At 73.8% G+C, this 24,986-nt stretch carries 28 protein-coding genes; 14 read left to right on the top strand and 14 right to left on the bottom strand.

All coding sequences use genetic code 11. The features are described 5' to 3' along the window. Positions 1 to 124 precede the first annotated feature (124 nt). The 6 genes from ABD665_RS17700 to ABD665_RS17675 all read left to right on the top strand — a co-directional run bounded on the left by ABD665_RS17700 (position 125) and on the right by ABD665_RS17675 (position 4,706). On the top strand, positions 125 to 568 hold the full coding sequence (locus tag ABD665_RS17700; RefSeq protein ID WP_204910243.1) for a VOC family protein: 444 nt from the start codon (positions 125 to 127) through the stop codon (positions 566 to 568). A gap of 9 nt (positions 569 to 577) precedes the next feature. Further along, positions 578 to 739 (top strand): Sp36 family protein, encoded by a 162-nt coding sequence (gene sp36 / locus ABD665_RS17695; protein WP_204910242.1) that lies wholly within the window; start codon positions 578 to 580, stop codon positions 737 to 739. A gap of 2 nt (positions 740 to 741) precedes the next feature. After that, positions 742 to 1,269 carry an Atu1372/SO_1960 family protein gene (locus tag ABD665_RS17690; protein ID WP_204910241.1) on the top strand — a complete coding sequence of 176 codons (528 nt, stop codon included), beginning with the start codon at positions 742 to 744 and terminating at the stop codon, positions 1,267 to 1,269. A 21-nt stretch (positions 1,270 to 1,290) separates the two neighbouring features. Beyond that, on the top strand, positions 1,291 to 2,100 hold the full coding sequence (locus ABD665_RS17685; protein WP_204910240.1) for an MBL fold metallo-hydrolase: 810 nt from the start codon (positions 1,291 to 1,293) through the stop codon (positions 2,098 to 2,100). 45 nt (positions 2,101 to 2,145) lie between these two features. Then, positions 2,146 to 3,570 carry a trypsin-like peptidase domain-containing protein gene (locus tag ABD665_RS17680; protein WP_204910239.1) on the top strand — a complete coding sequence of 475 codons (1,425 nt, stop codon included), beginning with the start codon at positions 2,146 to 2,148 and terminating at the stop codon, positions 3,568 to 3,570. A gap of 167 nt (positions 3,571 to 3,737) precedes the next feature. After that, positions 3,738 to 4,706, top strand: a complete 969-nt coding sequence (locus tag ABD665_RS17675; protein WP_425562178.1) for an Rv2578c family radical SAM protein — start codon at positions 3,738 to 3,740, stop codon at positions 4,704 to 4,706. On the opposite strand, the gene ABD665_RS17670 is transcribed toward ABD665_RS17675, so the two are convergent. Beyond that, positions 4,703 to 5,380, bottom strand: coding sequence for a cyclic nucleotide-binding domain-containing protein (locus tag ABD665_RS17670; protein WP_204910237.1), 678 nt, complete (start codon positions 5,378 to 5,380; stop codon positions 4,703 to 4,705). The genes ABD665_RS17675 and ABD665_RS17670 overlap by 4 nt on opposite strands. A gap of 164 nt (positions 5,381 to 5,544) precedes the next feature. On the opposite strand from ABD665_RS17670, the gene nth reads away from it, so the two are divergent. From nth to ABD665_RS17645, 5 genes are read left to right on the top strand one after another with little or no spacing between them, the layout of a single operon-like run. Then, a complete protein-coding gene (gene nth / locus ABD665_RS17665; protein ID WP_344742571.1) occupies positions 5,545 to 6,246 on the top strand; it encodes an endonuclease III in 702 nt (233 codons plus the stop codon). Continuing rightward, positions 6,243 to 6,875 carry a redoxin family protein gene (locus ABD665_RS17660; protein ID WP_204910236.1) on the top strand — a complete coding sequence of 211 codons (633 nt, stop codon included), beginning with the start codon at positions 6,243 to 6,245 and terminating at the stop codon, positions 6,873 to 6,875. The genes nth and ABD665_RS17660 overlap by 4 nt, the downstream gene beginning before the upstream one ends. Next, on the top strand, positions 6,872 to 7,570 hold the full coding sequence (locus ABD665_RS17655; protein WP_204910235.1) for an NUDIX domain-containing protein: 699 nt from the start codon (positions 6,872 to 6,874) through the stop codon (positions 7,568 to 7,570). Before ABD665_RS17660 ends, ABD665_RS17655 begins: the two co-directional genes overlap by 4 nt. Further along, on the top strand, positions 7,560 to 8,231 hold the full coding sequence (locus ABD665_RS17650) for a metal-dependent phosphohydrolase (RefSeq protein ID WP_204910234.1): 672 nt from the start codon (positions 7,560 to 7,562) through the stop codon (positions 8,229 to 8,231). The genes ABD665_RS17655 and ABD665_RS17650 overlap by 11 nt, the downstream gene beginning before the upstream one ends. Before the next feature lie 38 nt (positions 8,232 to 8,269). Further along, a complete protein-coding gene (locus tag ABD665_RS17645; protein WP_204910233.1) occupies positions 8,270 to 10,018 on the top strand; it encodes an alpha,alpha-phosphotrehalase in 1,749 nt (582 codons plus the stop codon). A 13-nt stretch (positions 10,019 to 10,031) separates the two neighbouring features. Here the strand turns inward: ABD665_RS17645 and ABD665_RS17640 are convergent, their stop codons facing one another. From ABD665_RS17640 to ABD665_RS17630, 3 genes are all read right to left on the bottom strand, one after another. Next, the gene (locus ABD665_RS17640; RefSeq protein ID WP_204910232.1) at positions 10,032 to 11,204 is read right to left on the bottom strand and encodes a hypothetical protein; all 1,173 of its coding nucleotides are present in this window, start codon (positions 11,202 to 11,204) and stop codon (positions 10,032 to 10,034) included. 108 nt (positions 11,205 to 11,312) lie between these two features. After that, a complete protein-coding gene (locus ABD665_RS17635) occupies positions 11,313 to 11,744 on the bottom strand; it encodes a phage holin family protein (protein ID WP_204910231.1) in 432 nt (143 codons plus the stop codon). Between the two features lie 26 nt (positions 11,745 to 11,770). Further along, positions 11,771 to 12,982, bottom strand: coding sequence for an MFS transporter (locus ABD665_RS17630; protein WP_204910230.1), 1,212 nt, complete (start codon positions 12,980 to 12,982; stop codon positions 11,771 to 11,773). Positions 12,983 to 13,031: 49 nt separating this feature from the next. Here ABD665_RS17630 and ABD665_RS17625 point away from each other — a divergent pair, with 49 nt between their 5' ends. Both ABD665_RS17625 and ABD665_RS17620 read left to right on the top strand, forming a co-directional pair. After that, positions 13,032 to 13,463, top strand: a complete 432-nt coding sequence (locus tag ABD665_RS17625; protein ID WP_344742570.1) for a helix-turn-helix domain-containing protein — start codon at positions 13,032 to 13,034, stop codon at positions 13,461 to 13,463. Between the two features lie 19 nt (positions 13,464 to 13,482). Further along, positions 13,483 to 13,890 (top strand): VOC family protein, encoded by a 408-nt coding sequence (locus ABD665_RS17620; protein ID WP_204910229.1) that lies wholly within the window; start codon positions 13,483 to 13,485, stop codon positions 13,888 to 13,890. Between the two features lie 4 nt (positions 13,891 to 13,894). On the opposite strand, the gene ABD665_RS17615 is transcribed toward ABD665_RS17620, so the two are convergent. From ABD665_RS17615 to ABD665_RS17595, 5 genes are read right to left on the bottom strand one after another with little or no spacing between them, the layout of a single operon-like run. Beyond that, complete coding sequence (locus ABD665_RS17615; RefSeq protein ID WP_204910228.1) at positions 13,895 to 14,491, bottom strand: hypothetical protein; 597 nt, start codon at positions 14,489 to 14,491, stop codon at positions 13,895 to 13,897. Next, positions 14,488 to 15,102: a molybdopterin-dependent oxidoreductase gene (locus ABD665_RS17610; protein WP_204910227.1), complete on the bottom strand. Its 615-nt coding sequence runs from the start codon at positions 15,100 to 15,102 to the stop codon at positions 14,488 to 14,490. The genes ABD665_RS17615 and ABD665_RS17610 overlap by 4 nt, the downstream gene beginning before the upstream one ends. Further along, positions 15,099 to 15,683, bottom strand: coding sequence for a hypothetical protein (locus ABD665_RS17605; RefSeq protein ID WP_204910226.1), 585 nt, complete (start codon positions 15,681 to 15,683; stop codon positions 15,099 to 15,101). The genes ABD665_RS17610 and ABD665_RS17605 overlap by 4 nt, the downstream gene beginning before the upstream one ends. 56 nt (positions 15,684 to 15,739) lie before the next feature. Beyond that, positions 15,740 to 16,900: an ATP-binding protein gene (locus ABD665_RS17600; protein WP_204910225.1), complete on the bottom strand. Its 1,161-nt coding sequence runs from the start codon at positions 16,898 to 16,900 to the stop codon at positions 15,740 to 15,742. Positions 16,901 to 16,902: 2 nt separating this feature from the next. Then, positions 16,903 to 17,625 carry a response regulator transcription factor gene (locus ABD665_RS17595; protein ID WP_344742569.1) on the bottom strand — a complete coding sequence of 241 codons (723 nt, stop codon included), beginning with the start codon at positions 17,623 to 17,625 and terminating at the stop codon, positions 16,903 to 16,905. Positions 17,626 to 17,736: 111 nt separating this feature from the next. On the opposite strand from ABD665_RS17595, the gene ABD665_RS17590 reads away from it, so the two are divergent. Next, positions 17,737 to 18,399 (top strand): methyltransferase domain-containing protein, encoded by a 663-nt coding sequence (locus ABD665_RS17590; RefSeq protein WP_204910224.1) that lies wholly within the window; start codon positions 17,737 to 17,739, stop codon positions 18,397 to 18,399. Positions 18,400 to 18,429: 30 nt separating this feature from the next. Here the strand turns inward: ABD665_RS17590 and acs are convergent, their stop codons facing one another. The 5 genes from acs to ABD665_RS17565 form a co-directional block, all read right to left on the bottom strand. Further along, positions 18,430 to 20,415, bottom strand: coding sequence for an acetate--CoA ligase (gene acs / locus ABD665_RS17585; protein WP_204910223.1), 1,986 nt, complete (start codon positions 20,413 to 20,415; stop codon positions 18,430 to 18,432). A 68-nt stretch (positions 20,416 to 20,483) separates the two neighbouring features. Beyond that, positions 20,484 to 21,488, bottom strand: a complete 1,005-nt coding sequence (locus tag ABD665_RS17580) for a substrate-binding domain-containing protein (RefSeq protein WP_204910222.1) — start codon at positions 21,486 to 21,488, stop codon at positions 20,484 to 20,486. Between the two features lie 67 nt (positions 21,489 to 21,555). Beyond that, entirely contained in the window at positions 21,556 to 22,443 is an 888-nt protein-coding gene (locus tag ABD665_RS17575; RefSeq protein WP_204910221.1) for an ABC transporter permease subunit, read from the bottom strand. Continuing rightward, entirely contained in the window at positions 22,440 to 23,477 is a 1,038-nt protein-coding gene (locus ABD665_RS17570; protein WP_204910220.1) for an ABC transporter permease subunit, read from the bottom strand. Before ABD665_RS17570 ends, ABD665_RS17575 begins: the two co-directional genes overlap by 4 nt. Before the next feature lie 111 nt (positions 23,478 to 23,588). Next, a complete protein-coding gene (locus tag ABD665_RS17565) occupies positions 23,589 to 24,914 on the bottom strand; it encodes an extracellular solute-binding protein (protein WP_204910219.1) in 1,326 nt (441 codons plus the stop codon). Between the last annotated feature and the right edge of the window lie 72 nt (positions 24,915 to 24,986).

Raw genomic sequence — 24,986 nt, 5'->3', positions numbered from 1 at the left:
GCGTACGGGGCGGGGCTCATGCTCCCGATGGTAGTCAGCGGGGCGTCGGCGGGTCGGCCGGAACGACGGCCGGAGGGTCTGGAGGGTCTGGACGACCGTCGGACCCGTGGAGGACGCTGTCGTCATGAGCACACCGACGAGCAGCAGCCCCGTGCGGTTCGACCTCGTCGCCCTCGACACCGACGACCCGGCGGCCCTCGCCCGCTTCTACTGCGACCTGCTCGGGTGGCAGGTCGAGCGCGGCGACGAGAGCGACGACTGGGTGACGATCCGGGCCGACGACGGCACCGGACCCGGCGCCGGGGCGCGGCTGGCCTTCCAGCTGGCCACCGACTTCGTGGCACCCACCTGGCCCGACCCCGCCGTCCCGCAGCAGGCCCACCTCGACCTCGCCGTCGACGACCTCGAGACGGCCGGGGCGTACGCGGAGTCGATCGGGGCGCGGCGCGTCCACGGTCCCGGCACCGAGCAGGACTTCTGGGTCTACCTCGACCCGTCGGGACACCCCTTCTGCCTCTGCCGCACGGGCGCCGGCGCACCGGGCGACGGTTCCGGGGAGGCTGGATAGGCTCCGCCCATGACGAAGTGGGAGTACGTGACCGTTCCGCTGCTGGTGCACGCGACCAAGCAGATCCTCGACAACTGGGGGGCCGACGGCTGGGAGCTGGTCCAGGTCGTCCCGGGCCTCAACCCCGAGAACCTGGTCGCGTATCTCAAGCGCCCGCTGCCCACGGCCTGATCGTGGCCGAGCCGGAGCAGGAGCAGGACGAGGCCCAGAGCCCGACGGAGCGGCTCGCCGCGCTCGGGCTGGAGCTGCCGGGGGTGGCCGCGCCGGTCGCGGCGTACGTGCCGGCGGTGCGCCTCGGTGACACCGTCTGGACCAGCGGGCAGCTGCCGTTCGTCGAGGGGAAGCTCCTCGCGACCGGCAAGGTCGGCGACGGGATCCGCTCGGAGGTCGACGCCGACCACGCGGCCGGGCTCGCCCGGGTCGCCGCGCTGAACGCGCTCGCGGCCGTGGCCGAGCAGGCCGGCGGTCTCGACCAGGTGGTCCGGATCGTCAAGGTCGTCGTGTTCGTGGCGAGCGTCCCGGACTTCACGGGCCAGCCGCTCGTGGCCAACGGCGCGAGCGAGCTCTTCGGCCAGGTCTTCGGCACGGGCACCGGCCACGCACGCAGCGCGGTCGGCGTCACCGTCCTCCCGCTGGACAGCCCGGTCGAGGTCGAGGTCGTCGCCGAGGTGCGGTCGCGCCCGACGGTCGTCCCGCTCTAGCGGGACCGGGGGGCGACGCAGATGGGCGGGACGGACGACCGGGTGCAGCGGCTGACGCCGTCCGTGGCGTCCGTCCTGGCGCCCAACCCGGGTCCGATGACCCTCTCCGGCACGTGCACCTGGGTCCTCGGCGACCCCGCCGCCGGCCCGGTGGTGGTCGTCGACCCGGGCCCGGAGGACGACGGCCACGCCGACCGGGTCCTCCAGACCGCCGGGGCGCGGGTGGCCACGGTCGTGCTCACCCACCGCCACCTCGACCACAGCGCGGGTGCGGCCGCCTTCGCCCGGCGCGCGGGCTGCGACGTCCGGGCGGCCGACCCGGCCTGGCGCACGGGTCCTGCCGGTCTGGAGGACGGCGCGGTGCTGGAGGCCGCGGGCGTCCGGCTCGAGGTCTTCGCCACGCCCGGCCACACGAGCGACTCCGTGAGCCTGCTCGCGACGTACGCCGACGGTTCGCCCCCGGACCTGCTGACGGGGGACACGGTGCTCGGGTTCGGCAGCACGGTGATCACGCACCCGGACGGCGACCTCGGTGCCTACCTCGCCTCCCTGGACCGCCTCCTCGCCCTCGTCGAGGAGCAGGGGGTCGCCCGCGTCCTGCCCGGCCACGGCCCGGTCGTCGCCGACCCGTACGCGGTCCTGGCCGGCTACCGCCGGCACCGCCTCGAGCGGCTGGACCAGGTGCGGGACGCGCTGGCGGCCGGCGCGCGGACCCCCGAGGAGGTGCTGGCGGCGGTCTACCCCGACTCCGTCGGCACGCCGATCGAGGGGGCGGCCGCGCAGTCCGTGCGCGCGCAGCTGGACCACCTCGAGGCTCATCGGCAGCGCTGAGGGCACGCACAGCGAGCACACAGGGACGGGCCGCACCGTAGGGGCATGACGTCGGACGAGCAGCGCGAACCGGGCACCCCCTCGACCCCCTCCGCGGACCACCAGGAGCCGTCGCCCTACGGCCGCCCGGCCGGGGAGCGGCAGCAGCCGCAGCCCTGGGGGCAGGGCTACGACCGGCAGACCTACCCGCCCTCGTCCTACGACGGCCGGTCCTACGGCAGCCAGGCGTACGGCGGTCAGCCCTACGGGGCCCAGGCGTACGGCGCCCAGTCCTACGGGAGCCAGGCGTACGCCGGGCAGCCGTACGGCACCGCTACCCCCACCGGCACGCAGCCCGGGTCCAGCGCCCTGCTCGAGCGGCCGCGCCGCCGCCGGGGCGGGATCCTGGCCGCCGCCGCGCTGGCCGCCGTCGTGGGCGCCGGGGCCGGCATCGGCTCGTACGCCTACCTCGGCGACGCGAGCACGTCCGCGAGCTCGCCGATCAGCGTCACCACGGTCCCGGCGGCCAGCGCCCCGGTCCTCGACGGCACAGTCAGTGCCGCGGCGGCCAAGATCGACCCGTCCGTCGTCACCATCACGGTGCAGGCCGGCAGCAGCGGGGACATCGGTAGCGGGGTCGTGCTCGACACCGACGGCCACATCCTCACGAACGACCACGTCGTGTCGGCGGCCGAGTCGTCCGGCGGTGCCCAGGGGTCCGGCCGGGCGAGCGTCACGGTGACCTTCCCCGACGGGAAGACCGCCCCGGCGACGATCGTCGGCACCTCCGCCACCAACGACCTCGCCGTCATCAAGGTCGACGGGGTCGCCGACCTCAAGCCCGCGGTGTTCGCGAAGTCGGACGCCCTCCAGGTCGGCCAGGCCGTGGTCGCGGCCGGTGCCCCCCTCGGGCTCTCGGAGTCGATCACCAGCGGCATCGTGTCCAACGGCGCGCGCCCGGTCCGCTCGGGCAACGACAACGACGCGGTCTACCTCGCCGTGCAGACCGACGCGGCCATCAACCCCGGCAACTCGGGCGGCCCGCTGGTCGACCTCAACGGCGCCGTCGTCGGCATCAACTCCTCGATCGCGAGCACCGGCTCCGGCTCGGGCAGCGGCAGCCAGTCGGGCAACATCGGGATCGGGTTCGCGATCCCGTCCGACGTGGCCGTCCGCGTCGCCGGCGAGCTGATCGCCAACGGCAAGTCGGTCAACGCGGCCCTCGGGGTGACGGTGGGCGGCAGCGCCGACTCCGACCTCTCGACCGCCACCGGCGTCGCGCTGCAGACCGTGACCGCCGACGGTGCCGCGGCCGCCGCCGGGCTCAAGGCCGGCGACGTCGTCACCAAGGTCGACGACTTCCACACCACCACGGCCGACGGCCTCATCGCCGCCACCCGCTACTTCGCCCCCGGCACGACCGTGACCGTCACGTACGTCCGCGGCGGCGCCCCCGCCCAGAGCGTCGACGTGAAGCTCGGCAGCTCGTAGCCCACGCCCCGGCCCCACCGCAGGAAACGCTGACTCCCGACCGCTCCGGACTTCTTGGAGCGGTCGGGAGTCGGCGTTTCCTCGTCAGGGACCTCGAGGGGGTGGCGCATCAATAGAACGTGTGTTCCCATTGGTGGATGCGGTGGGCGGGGCAGACGGTCGGGAGCGTGGTGTCGGACCCGGACGCGCTGCCGGGGCTGGAGGAGATGCCCGGGCTCGTGCGGACGGTGCGGACGCCGGAGTTCGCGGGGGTGACGTTCCACGAGGTGATGGCGCGCTCGGCCCTCAACCACGTGCCGACCACTTCGGACGTGCCGTTCCGCTGGACGGTGAACCCCTACCGCGGCTGCACGCACGCCTGCGTCTACTGCTTCGCGCGGCAGACGCACTCCTACCTCGACCTGGACACCGGCGCGGACTTCGACGCCGAGATCGTCGTCAAGGTCAACGTCGCCGAGGTGCTGGCCCGCGAGGTGGGCCGGGCGTCGTGGGGCCACGAGGCCGTGGCGCTCGGGACGAACACCGACCCCTACCAGCGGGCCGAGGGCCGCTACCGGCTGATGCCCGGGATCATCGAGGCGCTGGCCGGTTCGGGCACGCCCTTCTCGATCCTGACCAAGGGCACGACGCTGCGCCGGGACCTGCCGCTGCTGGCCGGTGCGGCCGCGCGGACGCCCGTGATGATGGGCGTCTCGCTGGCCCTGCTCGACGAGACGGTGCACGAGACGCTCGAGCCCGGGACGCCGTCGCCGCGGGCGCGGCTCGAGCTGGTCCGCGCGATCCGCGAGGCGGGCCTGCCGTGCCAGGTCCTGATCGCCCCCGTGCTGCCGATGCTCACCGACGGCGACGACGACCTGGAGCGCGTCATCACCGCGGTGGCCGAGGCGGGCGCGACGTCGGCGTCGGTCATGGCGCTGCACCTGCGCCCGGGCGCCCGCGAGTGGTTCCTGCGCTGGCTGGGCGAGCAGCACCCCGAGCTGGTCGGGCCCTACGCCGAGCTCTACCGCGGAGGGTCGTACGCGCTGAAGTCGTACGCGAGCGACCTGCGCGAGCGCACGCTCCCGCTGCTGCGCCGCCACGGCCTGGACAAGCCGTCGGCGTGGCGGCAGCCCGGACGGGCGCGCCCGCTCGGCTAGCGGGCCCGACGCTCCACGCGCTCGACGTCGAGGAGCGTGACCGAACGCGGCTCGAGCCGGATCCAGCCGCGCGCGGCGAAGTCGGCGAGGGCCTTGTTCACGGTCTCGCGGGAGGCGCCCACCAGCTGGGCGAGCTCCTCCTGGGTGAGGTCGTGGTGGACATGCACGCCGTCGTCCTTGCGGTCGCCGAAGCGCCGGGCGAGCTCGAGCAGCTGCTTGGCCACGCGGCCCGGGACGTCGGAGAAGACGAGGTCGGCGACCACGTCGTTCGCGCGGCGCAGCCTTCCCGCGAGCTGGGCCAGCAGGCTGCGGGCGACCTCGGGGTGGCCCTCGATCCAGCGCATCAGCTCGTCGTGCTCGAGCGTCCGGACCTCCACCGCGGTCACCGCGGTGGCCGTGCTCGAGCGGGGGCCGGGGTCGAAGACCGACAGCTCGCCGAACATCTGGCCCGGGCCGAGGACGGCGAGCAGGTTCTCGCGCCCGGCCGAACCGCTGCGGCCGAGCTTGATCTTGCCCGCCACGACGACGTACAGCCGGTCCTCGGTCTCGCCCTCCCGGAAGAGGATCTCGCCCTTGGACAGCCGCAACGTGCCCATCGCCTGCTCGAGCGCCGCAGCGCTCCCGTCGTCGAGCTCTGCGAACAGAGGGGCCTTGGTCAACACCTCGGGGTCCACCGGCACCCTCCTGTAGTTCTCGTCACACCTTCGCACCAACCTACCGTCCGGCTCGACGGCGAGCGGACGGTAGCGGCGTGCACATCCGCGACCTCACCGTAACGGCGTTGGCGCCGGACGCAAGGAGAGGTCGGCGCGGGGACCCCCGGACGTAGGGTGGCCGGGTGAGCCCGAGCGACACCCGGACCGCGCTGGTCCGGCGCGCCCGCTCCATCGACCGGACCCTCGGGCACACCTACCCCGACGCCCACGTCGAGCTGGACTTCACCACGCCGCTCGAGCTGCTCGTCGCGACGGTCCTCTCCGCGCAGAGCACCGACAAGCGCGTCAACACGATCACCCCGGTCCTCTTCGCCCGCTACCCCGACGCCGCCGCGTACGCCGGGGCCGACCGGGTCGAGCTCGAGACCCTGATCACCCCGACCGGCTTCTTCCGGGCCAAGACCGACACGCTGCTCAAGCTGGGGGCGCAGCTCGTCGAACGCTTCGACGGCGAGGTGCCCGCCACGCTCGACGAGCTCGTGACGCTGCCCGGCGTCGGCCGCAAGACCGCCAACGTCGTGCTCGGCAACGCCTTCGGGATCCCCGGCATCACCGTCGACACCCACTTCGGCCGGCTCTCGCGCCGGTTCGGCTGGACGACGGAGGAGGACCCGGTCAAGGTCGAGGCCGAGGTCGGCGCCCTGTTCGCGAAGAAGGACTGGGTCATGCTGTGCCACCACGTGATCTGGCACGGCCGTCGGCGCTGCCACGCGCGGAACCCGGCCTGCGGCGCCTGCCCCGTCGCGAACCTGTGCCCCTCGTACGGCGAGGGCGAGACCGACCCGAAGAAGGCCGCCAAGCTCGTGCGCGAGCCGCGCGGATGAGGTCCGCCCTCCGGACGTGCGTCGCCGCGGCGGGCCTGGTGCTCGCGCTGGCCGGCTGCACGGAGACGCCGAGCGTGGTGCGCTCGACGGCGCCCGCCGCGGCTCCGTCGACGGCCGTGCCCGACGCGACCCCGGTGCCCAACGCCGACCTGGCCGCGCAGAAGAAGGCGGCCGGCATCCCCGACTGCCCGGCCACGGAGGCCCCGGCCGCGAAGGGCGGGCTGCCGGACGTCCGGGTGGAGTGCCTGGGCGGCGGGCGCGAGGTGCGCCTGGCGTCGCTGCGCGGGCCCACGCTGGTGAACGTCTGGGCGTCGTGGTGCGGGCCGTGCCGCACCGAGGCGCCGTTCCTCGCCGAGGCGGGCCGGTCGACCGCGGTCTCGGTGCTCGGGGTCAACCTCACCGACAACGGTCCCGACGCCGCGGTGGCCTTCGCCGGCGCGGCCGGCTGGACCTACCCCCAGCTCTACGACGCCGACCTCGTCTTCCGGAACCGTCTGCAGGTCGTCGGGCTGCCCGTCACGTTCTTCGTCCGCGCCGACGGGACCGTCGCCGGGCGGCACGCCGGCGGGCTCACCTCCGAGCAGCAGCTCGCCGACCTGAGCCGGCAGTACCTCGGGGTCGCGCCGTGAGCGCGGCACCCGTCGCCCGGCCCGGCTGGGTCGAGCCGCTCGCGGCCGCCCTGGCCGCGCACGACGAGCCGTGGGTCGACGTGCTCCGCCCGGCGCAGGGTGCCCGGAGGTCGGCGGTGCTCGCGCTCTTCGGCGAGGGCCCGGCCGGCCCGGAGGTCCTGCTCGTCGAGCGCGCCGCGACCCTGCGCTCGCACCCCGGCCAGATCGCCTTCCCCGGCGGCGCCGCCGACCCCGGCGACGTCGACCTCGTCGACACCGCGCTGCGGGAGGCGTACGAGGAGTGCGGCGTGCTGCGCGAGGGCGTCGAGGTCCTCGGCGCGCTGCCGGCGGCTCACGTCGTGGTCAGCGGCTTCGACGTGACGGCCGTCGTGGCCTGGTGGCGCGAACCGCTGGCCGACACCCCGGCGGACCCCGGCGAGGTCGCCGCGGTGCTGCGGGTGCCCGTCGCCGACCTGGTCGACCCGGCCAACCGCGTCACCGCGCGCCACCCGACGGGGTTCCGCGGACCGGCGTTCACCGTCGCCGGCCACCTCGTCTGGGGCCTCACCGCCCACCTGCTCGCCGCCGTGCTCGACCTGGCCGGCTGGACCACACCCTGGGACGACACGCGCGAGGTCGGCATCCCCGACCGCTACCTGCGCGACCGCCGGCCCAGCACGCTCGCCCGAGACACCGGAGGACCCGATGCCCACTGAGACCCGACCGCTGTCGGACGCCGACGCCGCCGAGCTGGCGGAGCGCTGGCACGCCGTGCTGCCGCACCAGGAGGCGATGGGCGCGGCCCTCGTCGAGCGCTACCGCGAGCCCTGGCGGCGCTACCACGACGTCCGCCACCTGCTGGCCGTGCTGCGCCAGGTCGACGCGCTGGCGGGCGACCAGGACCTCTTCATCGTGCGGCTGGCGGCGTGGTTCCACGACGCGATCTACGACATCCCGTTCCGCGAGCTGACCAACGAGGAGGCGTCCGCGCGCCTGGCGCTGCGGGAGCTGAGCCGGGCCGGGCTGGAGCAGGAGGACCTCACGCAGGTCGCGCGGCTGGTGCGGATGACCGCCGAGCACGCGCCGGGCAGCCGCGACCCCGAGGGCGAGCTGCTGTGCGACGCGGACCTGGCCGTCCTGGCCGGCTCGCCGGACGACTACGCCGCGTACGTCCACGACGTCCGCGAGGAGTACGCGTCGGTGCCGGACGAGGAATTCTGGGCGGCGCGCTTCGAGGTGCTCGAGCCGTGGATCGAGGGCGAGATCTTCCGCACCGGCAAGGGCAAGGCGCTCACGCCGGCCGCCCGGAGGAACGTCACCGAGGAGGTCACCCGGCTGGCCGAGCTGCTCGGGATCGACCCGCCCGGCCGGAGGTAGGCCGCTCGGGGTCGGCGGGCGCGTGGCAGGGTGGACGGGTGACGGTTCCGACGACCACCAGCCCCGCGACGACGCCCTCCACGACCCCCGTGCCCCGCTCCGAGGGCTGGTGGCGCAACGCCGTCGTCTACCAGATCTACCCGCGCTCCTTCGCCGACAGCAACGGCGACGGCACCGGTGACATCCCCGGGATCATCGCCCACCTGGACCACCTCGCCGAGCTCGGCGTCGACGTCATCTGGCTGTCGCCCGTCTACACCTCGCCGATGGACGACAACGGCTACGACATCGCGGACTACCAGGACATCGACCCGCTGTTCGGCACGCTCGCCGACATGGACGAGCTGCTCGCGCAGGCTCACGCCCGCGGCATCAAGATCCTGATGGACCTCGTGGTCAACCACACCTCCGACGAGCACCCGTGGTTCGTCGAGTCGCGCAAGCCCGGCTCGGCCAAGCGCGACTGGTACTGGTGGCGACCGGCCCGCGACGGCCACGAGCCCGGCACCCCCGGCGCCGAGCCGACGAACTGGGCCTCGGCCTTCTCCGGGCCGGCCTGGCACTGGGACGAGGAGGCGGGCGCCTACTACCTGCACCTCTTCACCCGCAAGCAGCCGGACCTCAACTGGGAGAACCCGGAGGTCCGTGAGGCCGTCTACGCGATGATGCGCTGGTGGGTCGACCGCGGTGTCGACGGCTTCCGCATGGACGTGATCAACCTGATCTCCAAGCCCTCCGAGCTCGAGGACGTGCCGCCGCGCGCGGGGCAGCCGTACGGGGAGGGTTTCGCGGCCGTCGCCAACGGGCCGCGCCTCGCCGAGTTCCTGGCCGAGATGAACGCCGCCGTCGGGCTCGACGAGCACCACCTGCTGACGGTGGGCGAGATGCCCGGCTCGACCGTCGAGCTGGCCCGCACGATCACCGACCGCGCGAGCCACGGCCTCAACATGGTCTTCACCTTCGAGCACGTGAACCTGGACCGCGACCCGGAGGGGTCGAAGTTCGCGCACGTGCCGCTCGACCTCGTCGCGCTCAAGCGCAACCTCGAGGAGTGGCAGGTCGGGCTGGCCGACGTCGGCTGGAACTCGCTCTACTGGGACAACCACGACCAGCCCCGGGCGGTGTCCCGCTTCGGCGACGACTCCCCGGAGTTCCGCGCGGCCTCGGCCAAGACGCTCGCGTCCGTGCTGCACATGCACCGCGGGACGCCCTACGTCTACCAGGGCGAGGAGCTCGGGATGACGAACACGACGTTCGCCGGCATCGCGGACTACCGCGACGTCGAGGCCCTGAACTACCACGCCGAGGCGGTCGGCCTCGGCGAGGACCCCGAGGCCGTGCTGGCCGGGCTCGCGTCCCACAGCCGCGACAACGCCCGGACGCCGATGCAGTGGGACGACACCCACCAGGCCGGCTTCACCGAGGGCATCCCGTGGCTGTCGGTCAACCCGAACTACGTCCTCGTGAACGCGAAGGCCGAGCTCGCCGACCCCGCCTCGGTGTTCCACCACACCCGCCGGCTGATCGCCTTGCGGCACGAGCTGCCGGTGGTCGCCGAGGGGCGCTTCGCGCTGCTGCTCGGCGACGACCCGCAGATCTGGGCGCTCACCCGGACGTGGGAGGGCAGGACGCTGCTGCTGGTGGCGAACTGCTCGTCGCGCCCGGCCACCGTCCCGGCGGGCTCCGTCCCCGACGTCGCCGCGGCCGAGCTCCTGCTGGCCACGCACGGCGACCGCCGCGGGGCCGACCTCGAGCCGTGGGAGTCGCGGATCTTCCTGCTGGGCTGACCCGGAGGCCCGGTCACCCCCAGGCGGGGTAGACCGGGAACTGCTGGCCGACGAGCGAGACCAGCAGCACCACGAGGAGCAGCAGCTCGGTCGGGCGCGGGTAGGCCCGCCCGCTCCGGCCGAGCACCCGCACGGACGTGGTGGGCCGCCTCTGCCCGACGACGAGGCTGCCCATCAGACCCACCAGGGCGAGCGAGAACCAGCGGCCGTAGTCGAAGCCGACGATCGACACCAGGCCGGCGGTCGCCGCGCAGCAGACGAGGCACGCCAGGGCCGTACGGGTGTCGAACGCGCCGGTCCGCCCGAGCCGGCGCAGCAGGACGACCGTCACGGCGAAGCACGCGGCGAACACCGCGAACCACAGCACCCGGGTGAGCAGCAGGTGGTCGCGGTTCAGGTCGAGCGCCTGGGGCACCGTGTTCGTGAGGACCGAGACCGAGTTCTCGCGCGGCGCGGTCACGCCGACCTGGCCGAAGCGCGCCGCGACCCGGTCGATGGTCGCCGGGCTCGGCCGCAGCAGCAGGCTCGCCAGGGCGATCGCGAGGCCCGGTGCCAGCTCCAACGCGAAGCGGACGACCCGGCCCGCCCCGGGCGGCTGGCGGAGGGCCCGGGCGATCAGCAGCGCGACGACGAACCCGACGGCGAACTCGAGGCTCCCGACCGCGGCCGCGGCCAGGCCGGCGGCCAGGACCGCGGACAGCCAGCGGGAGGACAGGACCCGCTCCGGGAGGAGCGCCAGGGCGACGACGAGCAGCACCACGACCGGGTCGAGCCGGCTGCGGTTGTGCAGGACCATCGAGAAGGTCAGCGGCGAGGCGACCAGCACGGTCAGGGCGACGCCCTCCGCGCCGGAGAAGGCCGGCAGCCGGGCGGCCACGACCACCAGGGCGAGCATCGCCGCCAGGCCGAGCACGGTGGCGACGGCGGTGACGACCGAGAGCTCGGCGAGCGTCGGGTCGCGCCCCATCAGCAGGTGCAGCACCGTGCCGGGGAAGCCGCGACGGAAGAAGCCGTCCTGCCAGGTCAGGTAGTACTGCGTGGCGTTGTAGACGTTGAGGAACGTGCCGCGCGACAGGTCGGCCGCCAGCGCGACCGCGTTGGCGAGCACCGTGACGACGACGACGGCCAGCAGCAGCGGCCTCGAGACGCCCGCGTAGCGGCGGGGGAAGAAGGCGGTCGCAGTCATCGGTCTCCGAGGGCCGGGGCGTACGGCGGTCGGAAGAATTGTCGGACGGCGGGACCGGACCCCGCCAGCGTGCGTGGCGAGACCCTCGCCACACACGCGGGCGGCGGGCTAGCGGTTGATGGCCTTCTTGACGTCGGAGCCCTTGATCGTGGCCAGCGTCTGCTGGGCCGAGGCCTTGACCGCGTCCACGGTCTCCTTGGCCTGCTTGATCGCGCGCTGCGGGGCCTTGACCTTCTTGATCATCGTGTAGCCGACGGCGCCGAGGACGGCCGCGAGCACCAGCAGCGCGGCGCCCACGATCAGGAACGAGGCCCACTCGGGCAGCCCGAGCCGGACGAGCACGTACACGACGCAGAAGTAGAGGATGAAGACGGCCGAGACGCCGAAGAACGCGGCCCCCGCGAGCAGCCCCGCACCGATCCCGCCGGCCTTCGCCGCGGGTACGAGCTCGGCCTTCGCCAGCTGGACCTCGTCGCGCACCAGCTCCTTCACGTCATCGCTGATGGCGCGGATGATCTCGCCGACAGGTTGCTCCGCCATGTCGCCTCCCTTCCTCGCCCCGGAGCCTAGTGGTTGATCAGCCGTGGGTGCGGATCAGCCCGCCGCCGCGCGCCGCCGGAGCCCGCGAGCAGGAGCCCGCCGACGACCACGGCGACGACGGCGGTCGCCCAGCCGAGCGCCCGCCAGCTGGCCTCGGTGGTGAAGCCGGCCGCCGCGAACGACCCGCCGACCTGGGCGGCGATGCCCAGCACCTCGGCGACGGGCTGCACGCGACCGCGCTCCGCGGGGCGGTAGGAGGAGGCGATCATGGCGCTGCCGCCGGAGTAGGCCAGGTTCCAGCCGACCCCGACCGCAAACATCGCGGTCAGGTAGAGCGGGAGGGCCGCGCCGCCGGCGGCGGCCAGCCCGGCCAGGAGGATGACGGCGCAGCCCAGCGCGGCCACGCGGCGCTCGCCCAGGCGACCGATGACCCGCGGCACGAGGAAGCCGGGCGCGAACATCCCGACGAGGTGCAGCTGGATGGCCAGCGCGGCCTCCGCGGGCGTGCGCCCGGCCGAGAGCCCGAGGATCGGGCCGGCGGTCATCAGGGCGAGCATGGTCAGCGCGGCGGCCACCGCGGACGCGGTGCCGAGCAGCAGGACGGGCTGGCGCCAGAGGACGCCGTACGGGCGCGCAGGCTCCCTCACGGCCGTCCCCGGGGCGTCGTCGTGCACCGGGGTGGGGATGCGGAGGCGGGTGTTCCAGAGCGCGGAGCCGAGGCCGAGCGCGGCGACGAGCAGGTAGGACGCGACGTACGGGGTCGGCGTCAGGTCCCGGACGCCGGTGGCCACGAACGGGCCCGCGAGCGCGGCGACCAGCCCGCCGGCCAGGACGGTGCTGACGGCCCTCGCCCGGGCGTCCGGGTTGGTGTCGGCGGCGAGGTAGCGGTAGTAGCCGACGCCCGCGTTCGAGGCGCCGACCAGCGCGGTCCCCACGCAGAACAGCGCGAACGACGCGTGAGCGATGGCCAGCGCCGAGACGGTCCCGCCGGCCGCCGCCAGCAGGCCCGCCGCCACGAACGTGACCCGGTGCCCGAAGCGGCCGATCGCGCGCGAGGCCAGGAAGGTCGTCAGGCCGGCCGCCACGAACAGCAGGCTGAAGGGCAGCGTGGCGAGGGCGGGCCGCGGCGCGATCGTCGTGCCGACGATGCCGGTGAGCGTCAGGTCCACGCTCGACCCGGCGACGGCGAAGGCCTGGGCGACCGCGAGGTGCCGGACGACGTGCGGTGCTCTGCTCACCCGTGCAGCCTGCCCTGCGCGACGGCCCGCGGCGAACGAGAATGACCGCGTGAGCCGGGCGAGCGAGGAGCGCAACCGCCTGATGCTCCGCGCCCGCGACGCGATGGACGCCGGCTACGACCGCGAGCTCGACATCGCCGCGCTGGCCCGGCTGAGCTGCTGCTCCCCGAGCCACTTCATCCGGACGTTCCGGGCGACGTTCGGCGAGACGCCGCACCGCTACCTGCAGCGCCGGCGGGTCGAGCGGGCGATGCACCTGCTGCGCTCGACGACCACGAGCGTGACCGACGTCTGCTGGGCGGTCGGGTTCTCGAGCCTGGGCACCTTCGTGCGGACGTTCGTCTCGGTGGTGGGGGAGACGCCGACGGCCTACCGCGCCCGCGGCCCGCTGCCCGCGGTGCCGGGCTGCTTCGCGATGAGGTGGCTGCGGCCGAGCGGCCTCGGCGAAGAGAGCAGTTTCGGAGAAGCGGCCGGCGGCTGAGCGGCGTTAGCGTCCACGCATGCTGACCTCGTTGACCATCACGTCCCTCTACGTCCTCGACCAGGACCAGGCCCTCGACTTCTACGTCGGGACGCTCGGGCTGGAGGTCGGCACGGACGCCGACCTCGGCTTCATGCGCTGGCTGACCGTGCGCGTCCCCGGCGAGGGGCGGGAGATCCTCCTCGAACGTCCCGGGCCGCCCGCCATGGACGGGGCCACCGCGGAGCAGGTGCGCGACCTCGTGACCAAGGGCGCGAGCGCCGGCACGCTGTTCTTCAACACCGACGACGTGCGGAAGACGTGGGACGACCTCAAGGCCAAGGGCGTCGACCTGCCGGAGGAGCCGGTCGACCGGGGCTACGGGACCGACTTCGGGTTCCGTGACCCGTTCGGCAACCACGTCCGCATCGCCCAGCTGCCGGGGTGACCGGTCACGTCCGCCGCGGCCTCCGCGCCCGTGCGGTCGCCACCGCGACGGCGGCGAGGGTGAGGCCCGCGACGACCGCGAGGACGACCAGGAGCCGGCCGGCGTAGTCGCCGGGGAGGACGGTCGGGTTGGCGGTGCCGAGGTGCTGGGCCCAGATCTCGGGGACGACGACCAGGACCAGCACGCCGCCGACGACGAAACCGCCCTTGAGCCACGCGAGCGCCGCGTCGGGCAGCCCACGGAGCGCGTGGTGGGTCAGCCCGCGCAGCGCGATGACGACGGGGGCGATCACGAGGTCGTTGAGCAGGATGGCGCCGAGCAGCCAGACCGCGAGCCAGACGTAGCTCGGCGGCTGCACGGCGTGCAGCACCTTCCAGCCGCCGAGCAGCAGCACGGCGAGCCCGGCGGCCCCGAGCGCGAGCCTCGCCCGGCGCACCCCGACGCTCGCCGAGGCCGGGATCGCTGGCTCGGGAGCGGGCAGGTCCTGCTGCGCGCGGACGACCGCGCGCCGCGCCACGGGGGTCAGCGCGGCACGGCCGGCGAGGACGCCGACGGCGACGGCGAGCCCGAGCACGGTGCCGAGCGTGCGCAGCGGCCTCACGCCAGCACCTCCAGGCGCGTGAGCCACTTGGTCTGCAGCACGCCGGGCCGGTTCGGCGCGATCAGCCGGGCGGGGTACCCGTGGTCGAGGTCCAGCGCCTCCCCGTCGAGCCCGAGCGCGACCAGGGTCGTCGGGTGCCGGACGAACTCGCCCGGCAGCTCGGTCACGCGGTAGACCCCCTGGGGCTCGAGGCTGGTGACGCGCACCCTGGCGTCCGTCGGCGCGCCCACGCGGTCCATCAGGTCGCGGATCCGTACCCCGTCCCACCGCGCGCTGGCGCTCCACCCCTCGACGCAGGTGATGGGGAGGACCGAGACGGTCTGGGCCATCGCGAGCAGCTGGTCGCGCCCGAGGGAGAGCGTGGCGGCCGGCCCGACGACGGTCAGCCGCCACGACGGGTCGTTGGCGAGGTCCTCGACCCCGGCCGCCGCGGCCGTCCGGTTCACGGCCAGCCCCTGCGGACCGTCGGCGGGGACGCGGGGGGCGAAGAGGTTGGTCCCCCGGAGCCAGCCGACGCTCTGGCCGACGGTGAGCACCCCGAGCGTCCCGGTCGCCGCGGCGACCGTGGCCAGGAAGGCGCGCCGGCTGCGGAGGGTCTCGCGCCCGCTCACCGGTCCACCTCCACGGCGTCCGCGCGGTCGCTGCCCCGTCCCGACCAGCGGATGATCTTGGGCAGCTGGACCGCGACGTGCAGGGCGATCGAGCCGATCACCACCCAGGCCAGCGCGTAGTGCACGTCACGGAAGGCGAAGTGGCGCCACGGGTACCACTGGTAGGTGTTCAGCAGGCCCATGACCAGCTGGAGCACCGAGCCGGCCACCAGCACGGCGATCGAGAGCCGTTCGGCCAGCTCCAGGACGGTCCGGAAGGGCGGGAACGCGAACAGCCGCGGGTAGACGGTCCAGAGCTTCGCGAGCAGCAGCGGGAGGCACGCGGTGCCGGTCGCGACGTGCAGCCCCTGGGTGATGCGGTAGAGGTTCGTGGGCCAGGTCGGGAACCTCATCCAGGGCAGCGGGTTCTGCAGGAAGTGGCTGTAGAGGCCGGTGAGGAAGCAGACGGAGAACCCGACCGCGAGGAGCCGACCGAGGACGACCGTGACCCGGACCGTACGGGCGGGTGTCGCGAGCCGGGCCTGCAGCGAGGACGCCTGACGGGCGCCGGCGGCACCGAGGAGGTCGGTCAGCAGGGACATGGCTCCATCACATCCTGCGGACGCGCGCCGCGGGTCCGGAAATGCTTACCGGCTGCTTACGGCGCGATCCCGGGGCCCGGCTCGGGGAGGGCGAGGACGAAGCGGGTGCCGCTCGTGGTGCCGTGCGCGGTGACGCTGCCTCCGTGCGCCTCGACGATGCTCCGCACGATGGCGAGGCCCAGACCGGCGCCCCCGGGATCCCCGCCCTGCTGGTCGGGGCCGGCCGCGCTACGCGCCGCGTCGGCGCGCCACCCGGCCTCGAACACCCGGGCCAGGTCGTCGGCGGCGATCCCCGGGCCCTGGTCGGTGACGGCGATCTCGGTCGTCGTCGGCCGGTCACGGACGCTCAGCCCGACCTCCGAGCCCCGGGGGGAGAAGCGGAGCGCGTTGGACAGCAGGTTCTCGAGGGCACGCGTGAGCTGGCGGTGGTCCACCACCAGGGTCCGGTCGAGGTCGCCCCGCACGACGACGGAGACGCCGCGTTCGTCGGCCCGCGGGGCCACGTCGGCGACGACGTCGCTGATCAGGTCGTACACGGACGTGGGTCCCAGCTGCAGCGGGAGCTGGCCGGCCTGGAGCCGGGACAGCTCGAAGAGGTCGTCCACGAGGCCGGAGAGACGGTCGACCTGCGTGCGGATGCCGCGGTGGTAGCGGTCGGGGTCGTCGACGAGGCCGTCCTCGAGCGCCTCGGCCATCGCCCGGACGCTGGCCAGCGGCGTCCGCAGGTCGTGCGACACCCAGGCGACCAGCTCGCGGCGCGACGTCTCGACGCGCTGGACCTCGGTGCGGGCCTGGGCGAGCCGCTCGCTGGTGGCGGCGAGCTCCCGGGCGAGCGCGTCCAGCTCGCTGGTCCGAGAGGCCTCGACGGTGACCGTCGCGCCGCTGCCGACGGCCCGGGCCGAGGCGAGGAGGCGGTGCGCCGCGCGCATGAAGCTGCGGCCGAGGAGGCCGGCCGCGAGGAGCGCGACCAGCCCGGAGACCCCGGCGACCCAGAGCGTCACCGCGAGGTCGTGGGCGGAGAGGAACATCGCTCGCGCCACCACGACGGTGCCCCCGACGACCGAGGCGACGAGGGCGAGCACGACCACGTGGAGCTGGCCGGCGAGGCTCCAGCCGCGACCGAGCCGGAGGACGAGCAGCCCGAGCCCGGTGGCGGCGAGCGCGACCGCGGCCGTCAGGGCGACGACCAGGGCGACGTCGGGGAGGGGCAGGAGCACGGTCAGGCGCTCAGCTGGTAGCCGACGCCCCAGACGGTCGTCAGGATCGCGGGCCGGGCGACGTCGTGCTCGATCTTCTCCCGCACCCGGCGGACGTGCACCGTGACGGTGGACAGGTCACCGAACTCCCAGCGCCACACCGACCGCAGCAGCTGCTCGCGGGTGAACACCTGGTCGGGGTGCTTGAGCAGGAAGGCGAGCAGCTCGTACTCGCGGCTGGACAGGCGCAGCGGCGTGCCGCGCTGCCACACGGTCCGCCGGTTGGGGTCGAGCCGGAACTCCCCGAGGTCGAACGCGACCTCCGGGGCGAACTCCGCGAGGCTCCGACGCAGGACGCTCTGCACCCGCAGAACGAGCTCGCGGGCCGAGAAGGGCTTGGCGACGTAGTCGTCGACGCCGGCCTCGAGCCCGGCGATCCGGTCCTCGGTCGAGCCGAGCGCGGTCAGCATGATGATCGGCACCTCGGCGAGGCGGTGCATCCGCCGGGCGACCTCGAGCCCGTCGATCCCCGGCAGCAACCGGTCGAGGACGACGAGGTCGGGAGCGGCGGCCTCCACCATGCGCAGGGCGAGCAGCCCGTCACCGGCCTCGTCCACGCAGAGCCCGGCCGCCCGGAGGTAGGTGGTCACGACCTCGCGGACGGTCGCGTCGTCCTCCACCACGAGGACCCGACGGTCCGCCAGGTCCGGGTGGGTCGCTCCCGGTCGCGCGCTCGCACCGGCCACGGCCTCAGCGTAGGGCCCGGTGCCGGACCGCGGCCCCCGTCGCGACCGGACGTACGCGGTCTGTAAGGGTTCCCGGCCTCCCGCGGGCGAGGACCGCCCTAGCGTCGGGTCGTGCTCGTCCCCACGTTCGGCGCCGGCGGGCAGGAGACGTACGCCCGGGCGCTCGTCGACGGGACCGCGGTCCTGACGCTCAGCGACGTCCGCCCGTCGGCGCGGCCGGTCCGGGTGCCCGTCGCACGGTTCACCGGTCCGGCCGACCCGGTCGACCTCCGGGTCCTGGCGCGGGCGCGCGGCCCGGTGCTCGACGTCGGCTGCGGCCCGGGGCGGATGGTCGCGGCGGCCCTCCGGACGGGGCTGCCCGCGCTCGGCGTCGACGTGTCCCGGACGGCCGTCCGGCTGGCGCACGCGGCCGGGCTCCCGGTGCTGCGCCGGTCGGTGTTCGAACCGCTGCCGGCCGGGCCCGGCTTCGGCACGGTGCTGCTGCTCGACGGCAACATCGGCATCGGCGGGTCGCCCGGCCGGCTGCTCGACCGCTGCCGGGCGCTGTCGGCCCCGGGCGGCACCGTCCTCGTCGAGGTGGACGCGGACCCTGACGTCGACCACGCCTTCACCGGGGTCCTGCGGTCCGACGACGGCGGGAGCAGCGAACCGTTCCCCTGGGCGCACGTCGGCCGGACGGCGCTGACGAGGCACGCGACGCGTGCGGGCCTCGCCCTCGTCCGTCCGTGGACGGACGAGGGCCGCTGCTTCGTGGAGCTCGTCCGCGGCGCCTGAGGCCGGCCGTCGACCGACCCCCGCAGACGCTCAGTCCTCCGACGAGGTCGTGGACAGGTTGCCCTTGATCAGGTCCATCACCGTCGAGTCGGTGAGGGTCGTGACGTCGCCGAGCTCGCGGTTCTCCGCGACGTCACGGAGCAGGCGGCGCATGATCTTGCCCGAACGGGTCTTGGGCAGCTCCTGCACGACCATGATCTGGCGCGGGCGGGCGATCGGGCCGATCTCCTTCGCCACGTGCGTGCGCAGCTCGGCCACCACGTCCGGACCGCCGTCGCCGGCCTCGCTGCGGAGGATGACGAACGCGACGATGGCCTGGCCGGTCGTGTCGTCGGTCGCGCCGACCACGGCCGCCTCGGCGACCTTGGGGTGCGACACGAGCGCCGACTCGATCTCCGCGGTCGACATCCGGTGCCCGGACACGTTCATGACGTCGTCGACCCGGCCGAGCAGCCAGATGTCGCCGTCGGCGTCGAGCTTGGCGCCGTCACCGGCGAAGTAGACGCCGGGGAAGCGCGACCAGTAGGTGTCGACGTAGCGCTGCTCGTCGCCCCAGATGCCCCGGAGCATCGCCGGCCACGGCTTGTCGACCACCAGGTAGCCCGCGGCGTCGTCGGAGACGGGCACGCCCTCGTCGTTGACGACCGCGACGCTCACGCCCGGCACGGCCCGCATGGCTGCGCCCGGCTTGCCGTCGGCGACGCCCGGCATGGGCGAGATCATGTGCATCCCGGTCTCGGTCTGCCACCACGTGTCGACCACCGGGGTCCGGTCGTGGCCGATGTGCTTCCGGTACCAGACGTACGCCTCGGGGTTGATCGGCTCACCGACCGAGCCGAGGATCCGCAGCGTCGACAGGTCGTAGCGCGCGGGGATGTCCGCGCCCCACTTCATGAACGTCCGGATGGCCGTCGGTGCGCAGTAGAGGATCGTCACGCCGTACTTGTCGATGATCTCCCACCACCGGCCCTGGTGCGGGCTGTCGGGGGTGCCCTCGTACATGACGCTCGTGGCGCCGTTCGCGAGCGGGCCGTAGACCAGGTAGGAGTGCCCGGTCACCCAGCCGATGTCGGCGGCGGTCCAGAAGACGTCGGTATCGGCCTTGAGGTCGAACGTCGCCCAGTGCGTGTACGCGACGCCCACGAGGTAGCCGCCGGTCGTGTGCAGGATGCCCTTCGGCTTACCCGTGCTGCCGGAGGTGTACATGATGTAGAGCGGGTGCTCGGCCGGGAAGGTCTCGTACGCGTGCTCCGTCGGCTGGCTCTCGACGAGGTCGTGCCACCACACGTCGCGGCCCTCGACCATGGCCGTCTCCTGGCCGGTCCGGCGCACGACGAGGACGTTCTTCACGTCGGGGCAGCGCTCCAGGGCCTCGTCGACCGCCGGCTTGAGCGCGGACGACTTCCCCTTGCGCCAGCCGCCGTCGGCGGTGATGACGTGCTCCACGCCGCAGTCGAGGATCCGGGTGGCGAGGGCGTCGGAGGAGAACCCCCCGAACACCACGGTGTGCGGTGCGCCGAGGCGGGCGCAGGCCAGCATCGCGACGGCCGCCTCGGGAACCATCGGCAGGTAGATCGCGACGCGGTCGCCGGCCTTGACGCCCAGCTCGGTCAGGGCGTTCGCGGCCTGGCAGACCGACGCGGTCAGCTCGGCGTACGTGATCGTGCGCGTGTCGCCGGGCTCGCCCTCGAAGTGGAACGCGACCCGGTCGCCGTGACCGGCCTCGACGTGCCGGTCCAGGCAGTTGTACGCGGCGTTCAGCGTGCCGTCGGCGAACCACGTCGCGAACGGCGCGCCGCTCCAGTCGAGCGTCTCGGTCGGGGGCGTCGCCCACGACAGCCGGCCCGCCTGCTCGGCCCAGAAGGCCAGGTCGTCGGCCGCCGCGGCCGTGAAGGTGGCCTCGGTGACGTTGGCGTGCTCGGCCAGCGCCGGGGGCGGCGGGAAGCGTCGCTCGTCGGCGGAGAGGGACTCGAGGGCCTCGCCGTCGTGGTTCGCGGACCGGGCGTCGTCGCTCACGGGTGCTCCTCAGCAGGCAGTGGGTCAGGGTGTCCCGACCCTATACAGACCGTCCGGCGCGCGTGGCCTCACTCCGAGCCGCGCGACACCACCTCGGTCGGCAGGATCGTCACGCGCTCGGCCGGAAGGCCCTGCACCAGGTCGATCAGGACGTCGGCCATCGTGCGGCCGAGCTCCAGCGTCGGCTGCCGCACGGTGGTCAGCGGCGGCACCGAGGTCTGGGCGAAGTAGTCGTCGTCCACCGCGACCAGGCCGAGGTCGCGCGGCACCTCGATCCCGCGCTCGCGCAGCACCGTCAGCGCGCCCGAGGCCATCTGCGAGCTGGCCACGAACAGGCCGTCGAAGGGTTCGCCGCGCTCGAGCAGCCGGCGGGCGGCCGCGGCGCCGCTGGCCGGGGTGAAGTCGCCCCGCTCCACGAGGTCGTCCGCCAGCCCGGCCTCGGCGAGGGCCTCGCGCCAGCCGCGGAGCCGGTCGACGCCGGCCCCCATGTCCGAGGGCCCGGCGATGTGGGCGATGCGGGTGCGGCCCGCCTCCAGCAGCCGGCGGGTGACGGCCGCGGCGGCGGCGGCGTTGTCGACGTCGACGAAGCACGGCAGGTCGCCCTCGGCGCTCATCGGGCGTCCCCCGAACACGAGCGGCAGGGTGCCCGCGAGGTGCGAGTACGAGCGGTCGTCGGTGTGGTGCGAGAGCACCAGCGCGCCGTCCACGCTCCCGGCCCGCAGGTAGCGGCGGACCTTGTCCTCCGAACCCGCCGCGATCAGCAGGGCGAGGGTGTAGTCGGTCTGCGACACCCGGGTGGCCGCACCCTGGATCACCGAGGCGAAGTAGGGGTCGGTGAAGAACGTGGCCGTGTTCTCGGGGACGACCAGGGCGAGGGTGTGCGTACGCCGGCTCACCAGCGTGCGCGCGGCGCGGTTCGGGGTGTAGCCGAGCTGCTCGATCGCCGCCGACACCGCGGCGACGGCCTCGGGGGTGACGCTGGGGGAGTCGTTGATCACCCGCGACACCGTGGACTTCGACACCCCGGCCGCCGCGGCCACCATCTTCAGCGTCGGGATGGCCGTGGTGGTCACGTCGGCGGCGTCGCTCTCACGGTTCTCATGCTAGAGCGGTGGGCCGGTCGCGCGCGACACGTCGTGGTCACCCCTTCACCGCGCCGGTCATGATCCCGGAGATCAGCTGCTTGCCCGCGGCGACGAAGAGGACGAGCAGCGGCAGCGTGGCCAGCACCGCCCCGGTCAGCACGACGGGGTAGTCGACGTAGCGGGCGGACTGCAGCTGGCTGAGCGCGACCTGCAGCGTCGGGTTCTGCGGGACGACGAGCAGCGGCCACAGGTAGTCGGTCCAGGCGGTCATGAAGGTGAACAGCCCGAGCACGGCCAGCGCCGGGCGGGCCGCCGGCAGCCCGACGTGCAGGAAGGTGCCGAACGTCGACGCCCCGTCCATCCGCGCGGCCTCGACCAGCTCGTCGGGGACGACGCTGACCAGGTACTGCCGCATGAAGAACACCCCGAACGCCGTCACCAGCGTCGGCACCACGACGGCGCCGAGGTGCCCGGTCCACCCGAACGTCCGCATCAGCAGGAACAGCGGGATGATCCCGAGCTGCGTCGGCACGGCGAGGGTCGCGACGACGAACACCATCAGCCCGCCCTGGCCGCGGAAGCGCAGCTTAGCGAAGGCGAAGCCGGCGAGCGCGGAGAAGGTCAGCACCGAGACGGTGATGATCCCGGAGACGAGCAGGCTGTTGAGCATCGCGCGCCAGAACTCGACGGTGTCGAAGACCTGGGCGGCGTTCGTCCAGAACTGCCCGCCGGGCAGCAGCGGCGGCCACGTCGAGCTCAGCGTCGCCGGGCCGTTCGAGCCCACGACGAAGGACCACCACAGCGGGTACGCGGTGCCCAGGAACCAGGCCAGCAGCAGGCCGTACGTGAGGAAGCCGGGGCGCCGGCCGCTGGCCCGGGCGCGGCGACGGGCGTTCGTCGCGGTGGCGGGTGCGGCCACGACGGGCGCGATCACGGCGGTCATCGGACGTCTCCTTCGACGAGGTTCTTGGCGGTCTTGGTCCGGCCCTTCGGCTTCTTCGGCGCGTCGCCCGAGGCGATCCTGCGGGAGATCGCGAAGTTGATCAGGCCGATGGCGACCACGACGATGAACAGCAGCCAGGCGACGGCCGCGGCCTTGCCGAAGTCGCCGCGGTTGAAGGCGAGGTCCCACAGGTAGAGCACGGTGGTCTGGTACTGCCGGAACGCGCCGCCCGGCGTCGCGCTGGTCGCGTCGAACAGCTTGGGCTCGGTGAAGACCTGCAGGCCGCCGATCGTGGCGGTGATCACCACGAAGATGATCGTCGGCCGGATGCTCGGGATGGTGATCGAGAAGAAGCGGCGGACCGCCGAGGCGCCGTCGAGCGCGGCCGACTCGTACAGGTCCCGGGGGACCGCCTGCATCGCCGCGAGCAGGATCAGCGCGTTGTAGCCCGTCCAGCGCCAGTTGATCATCGTGGCGATCGCCAGGTGGCTGGCGAGGCGGCTCTGCTTCCACTGCACGGGGTCGATCCCGACGGCGCCCAGCATGTTGTTGATCAGCCCGTACGTCTCGCCGAACAGGCTGGAGAAGATCAGCGCCACCGCGACGGGGGTGACGACGTACGGCAGCAGCACGCTCATCCGCCAGAAGGTCTTGCCGCGCAGGTTCGCGTCGAGCAGGGCGGCGAGGACCAGCGCGATGGTCACCTGCGGCACCGCGGACAGCACGAAGATGCTCAGGGTGTTGAGCATCGAGTTCCAGAAGAGCGGGTCGGCGAGCTCGTCGGTGAAGTTCTTGAGCCCGACCCACTCGCCCGGGCCGCTCAGCAGGTCCCAGTGGTTGAGCGACACGACGAAGGTGTAGCCCAGCGGGAAGAGCCCGACGAGGGCGAACAGGACGAAGAAGGGCGAGACGTAGAGGTAGGGCGACCAGCGGACGTCGGCGCGGCTGAGGCGCTGGCGCGGCGTCAGCCGGGGTCGCTCGGGTCGGACGGTCCTGCCGGCCTGGCCGGGCGGCAGCGTGGTGGCGGCGGTCATGCGGTGCTCCTGGACGGGCGGCGGGTGCGGGTCGACGGGTGCGGGGTGCCCGGGCCGCCGTCCCCCGAAGGCGACGGCCCGGGCCCCGCGGGCTGAGCGGGTTCCGCGTGCTCAGCTGGTGGCGGGCACGACCTGCTTGAGCAGGCCGATCGCGTCGTTCCAGGCCTGGTCGGCCGGCACGCCCTTGTCGATCGACTTGATCGCCGGGCCGAAGACCTGCGACTGGATCACCGAGTCCTGCGGACCCTTGTGCTGGGCGACGACGCCCTCGGCCCGACGGGCCAGGATGGTGCCGAGCGGGGCGTCGTTGAAGAACGTGCTCAGCTCGCTCGAGCCCGTGACGCCCGGGTCGCTCTGCGCGGCCACGCCGCTCGGGAACACGCCGGCCGCACCGAAGGCCGCGGCCTGCTGGGCGGGCTGCGTCATCCAGTCCGCCAGCGCGGCGGCCTCCTTCGGGTGCTTGCTCGTCTTGGGCACGGTCAGGAACGACCCGCCCCAGTTCGCCGCGCCGCCGGGGAACACGTCGGCGAAGTCCCAGCCGGTCTTGGCGTCGCCGCCGCCCGAGGCGACCTGGCCCTTGACCACGCCGAGCATCCAGCCCGGGCAGACGAAGGTGGCGAAGCTGCCGTCGACGAAGGCCTTGCCCTTGCCCCAGTCCCACTGGGTCTGGTTGGCCGAGAGGCCCTGCGCGGCCGCCGTGCCGAGCTGGGTCCAGAGGCCCTGCAGGGTGGCGTTGCCCTCGATGTTCAGCTTGTCGTCGGGCGTGTAGTAGCCCTGCGGCTGCTGGTTGACCATGGCGTTCCAGACGAAGCCGCTCTGGTCGTAGAAGGCCTTGCCGGTCTTCTCCTTGTACTGCTGGCCGACCGTGAAGTAGTCGGCCCAGGTGGACTGGTCGCCCCCGAAGAGCGTCGCGACGTCCTTGCGGTCGGTCGGCAGCCCGGCGGCCTTGAACAGGTCGCGGTTGTAGCAGAGGCCCTCGGGGCCGATGTCGGTCCCGTAGCCGATGATCCGGCCCGTCGGGTCCGTCCCCTGCGCCAGCTTCCACGGCACCCAGCGGTCCTTGATGGCGTCGGCGCCCTGCTCGCGGAGGTCGGTGAAGGAGGTCGAGACCTTCATGACCTGGCCGAGCCAGCCCTCCTCGACGGCCTGGACGTCGGGCAGCCCGCTGCCGGCGGCCTGCTTGGTCTTCCAGTCGACGAGCGCGTTGTCGCCCGTGTCGATGTTCGTGGCCTTGATCGTGACGCCGGGGTGCGCCGCCTCGTACTGGGCGTAGAGCTTGTCGAAGCCCATCGTCCCGAAGGTCGTGACCGTGAGCTCGACCTTCTCGGGCGAGCCGTCGGCCGGGGCGCTGCCCGAGCCGCCGCCGCAGCCGGCGAGGGCGAGCGCGAGCGTGGTAACCCCGGCGGCGAGTGCCGCGAGGCGGTGGTTCCTGGTCATGCCACTCCTTCGTGAGCTGTCGTGGGACCGTTCCCATGGGAACGTTCCCAGGACCGTAGAGGTAGCGCGGGG

The organism is Microlunatus spumicola, from assembly GCF_039536445.1.
In the GTDB taxonomy this organism is placed as follows: domain Bacteria; phylum Actinomycetota; class Actinomycetes; order Propionibacteriales; family Propionibacteriaceae; genus Microlunatus; species Microlunatus spumicola.
The sequence above is the reverse complement of the archived record's forward strand: the minus strand, read 5'-3'. Positions and strand labels throughout refer to the sequence as shown.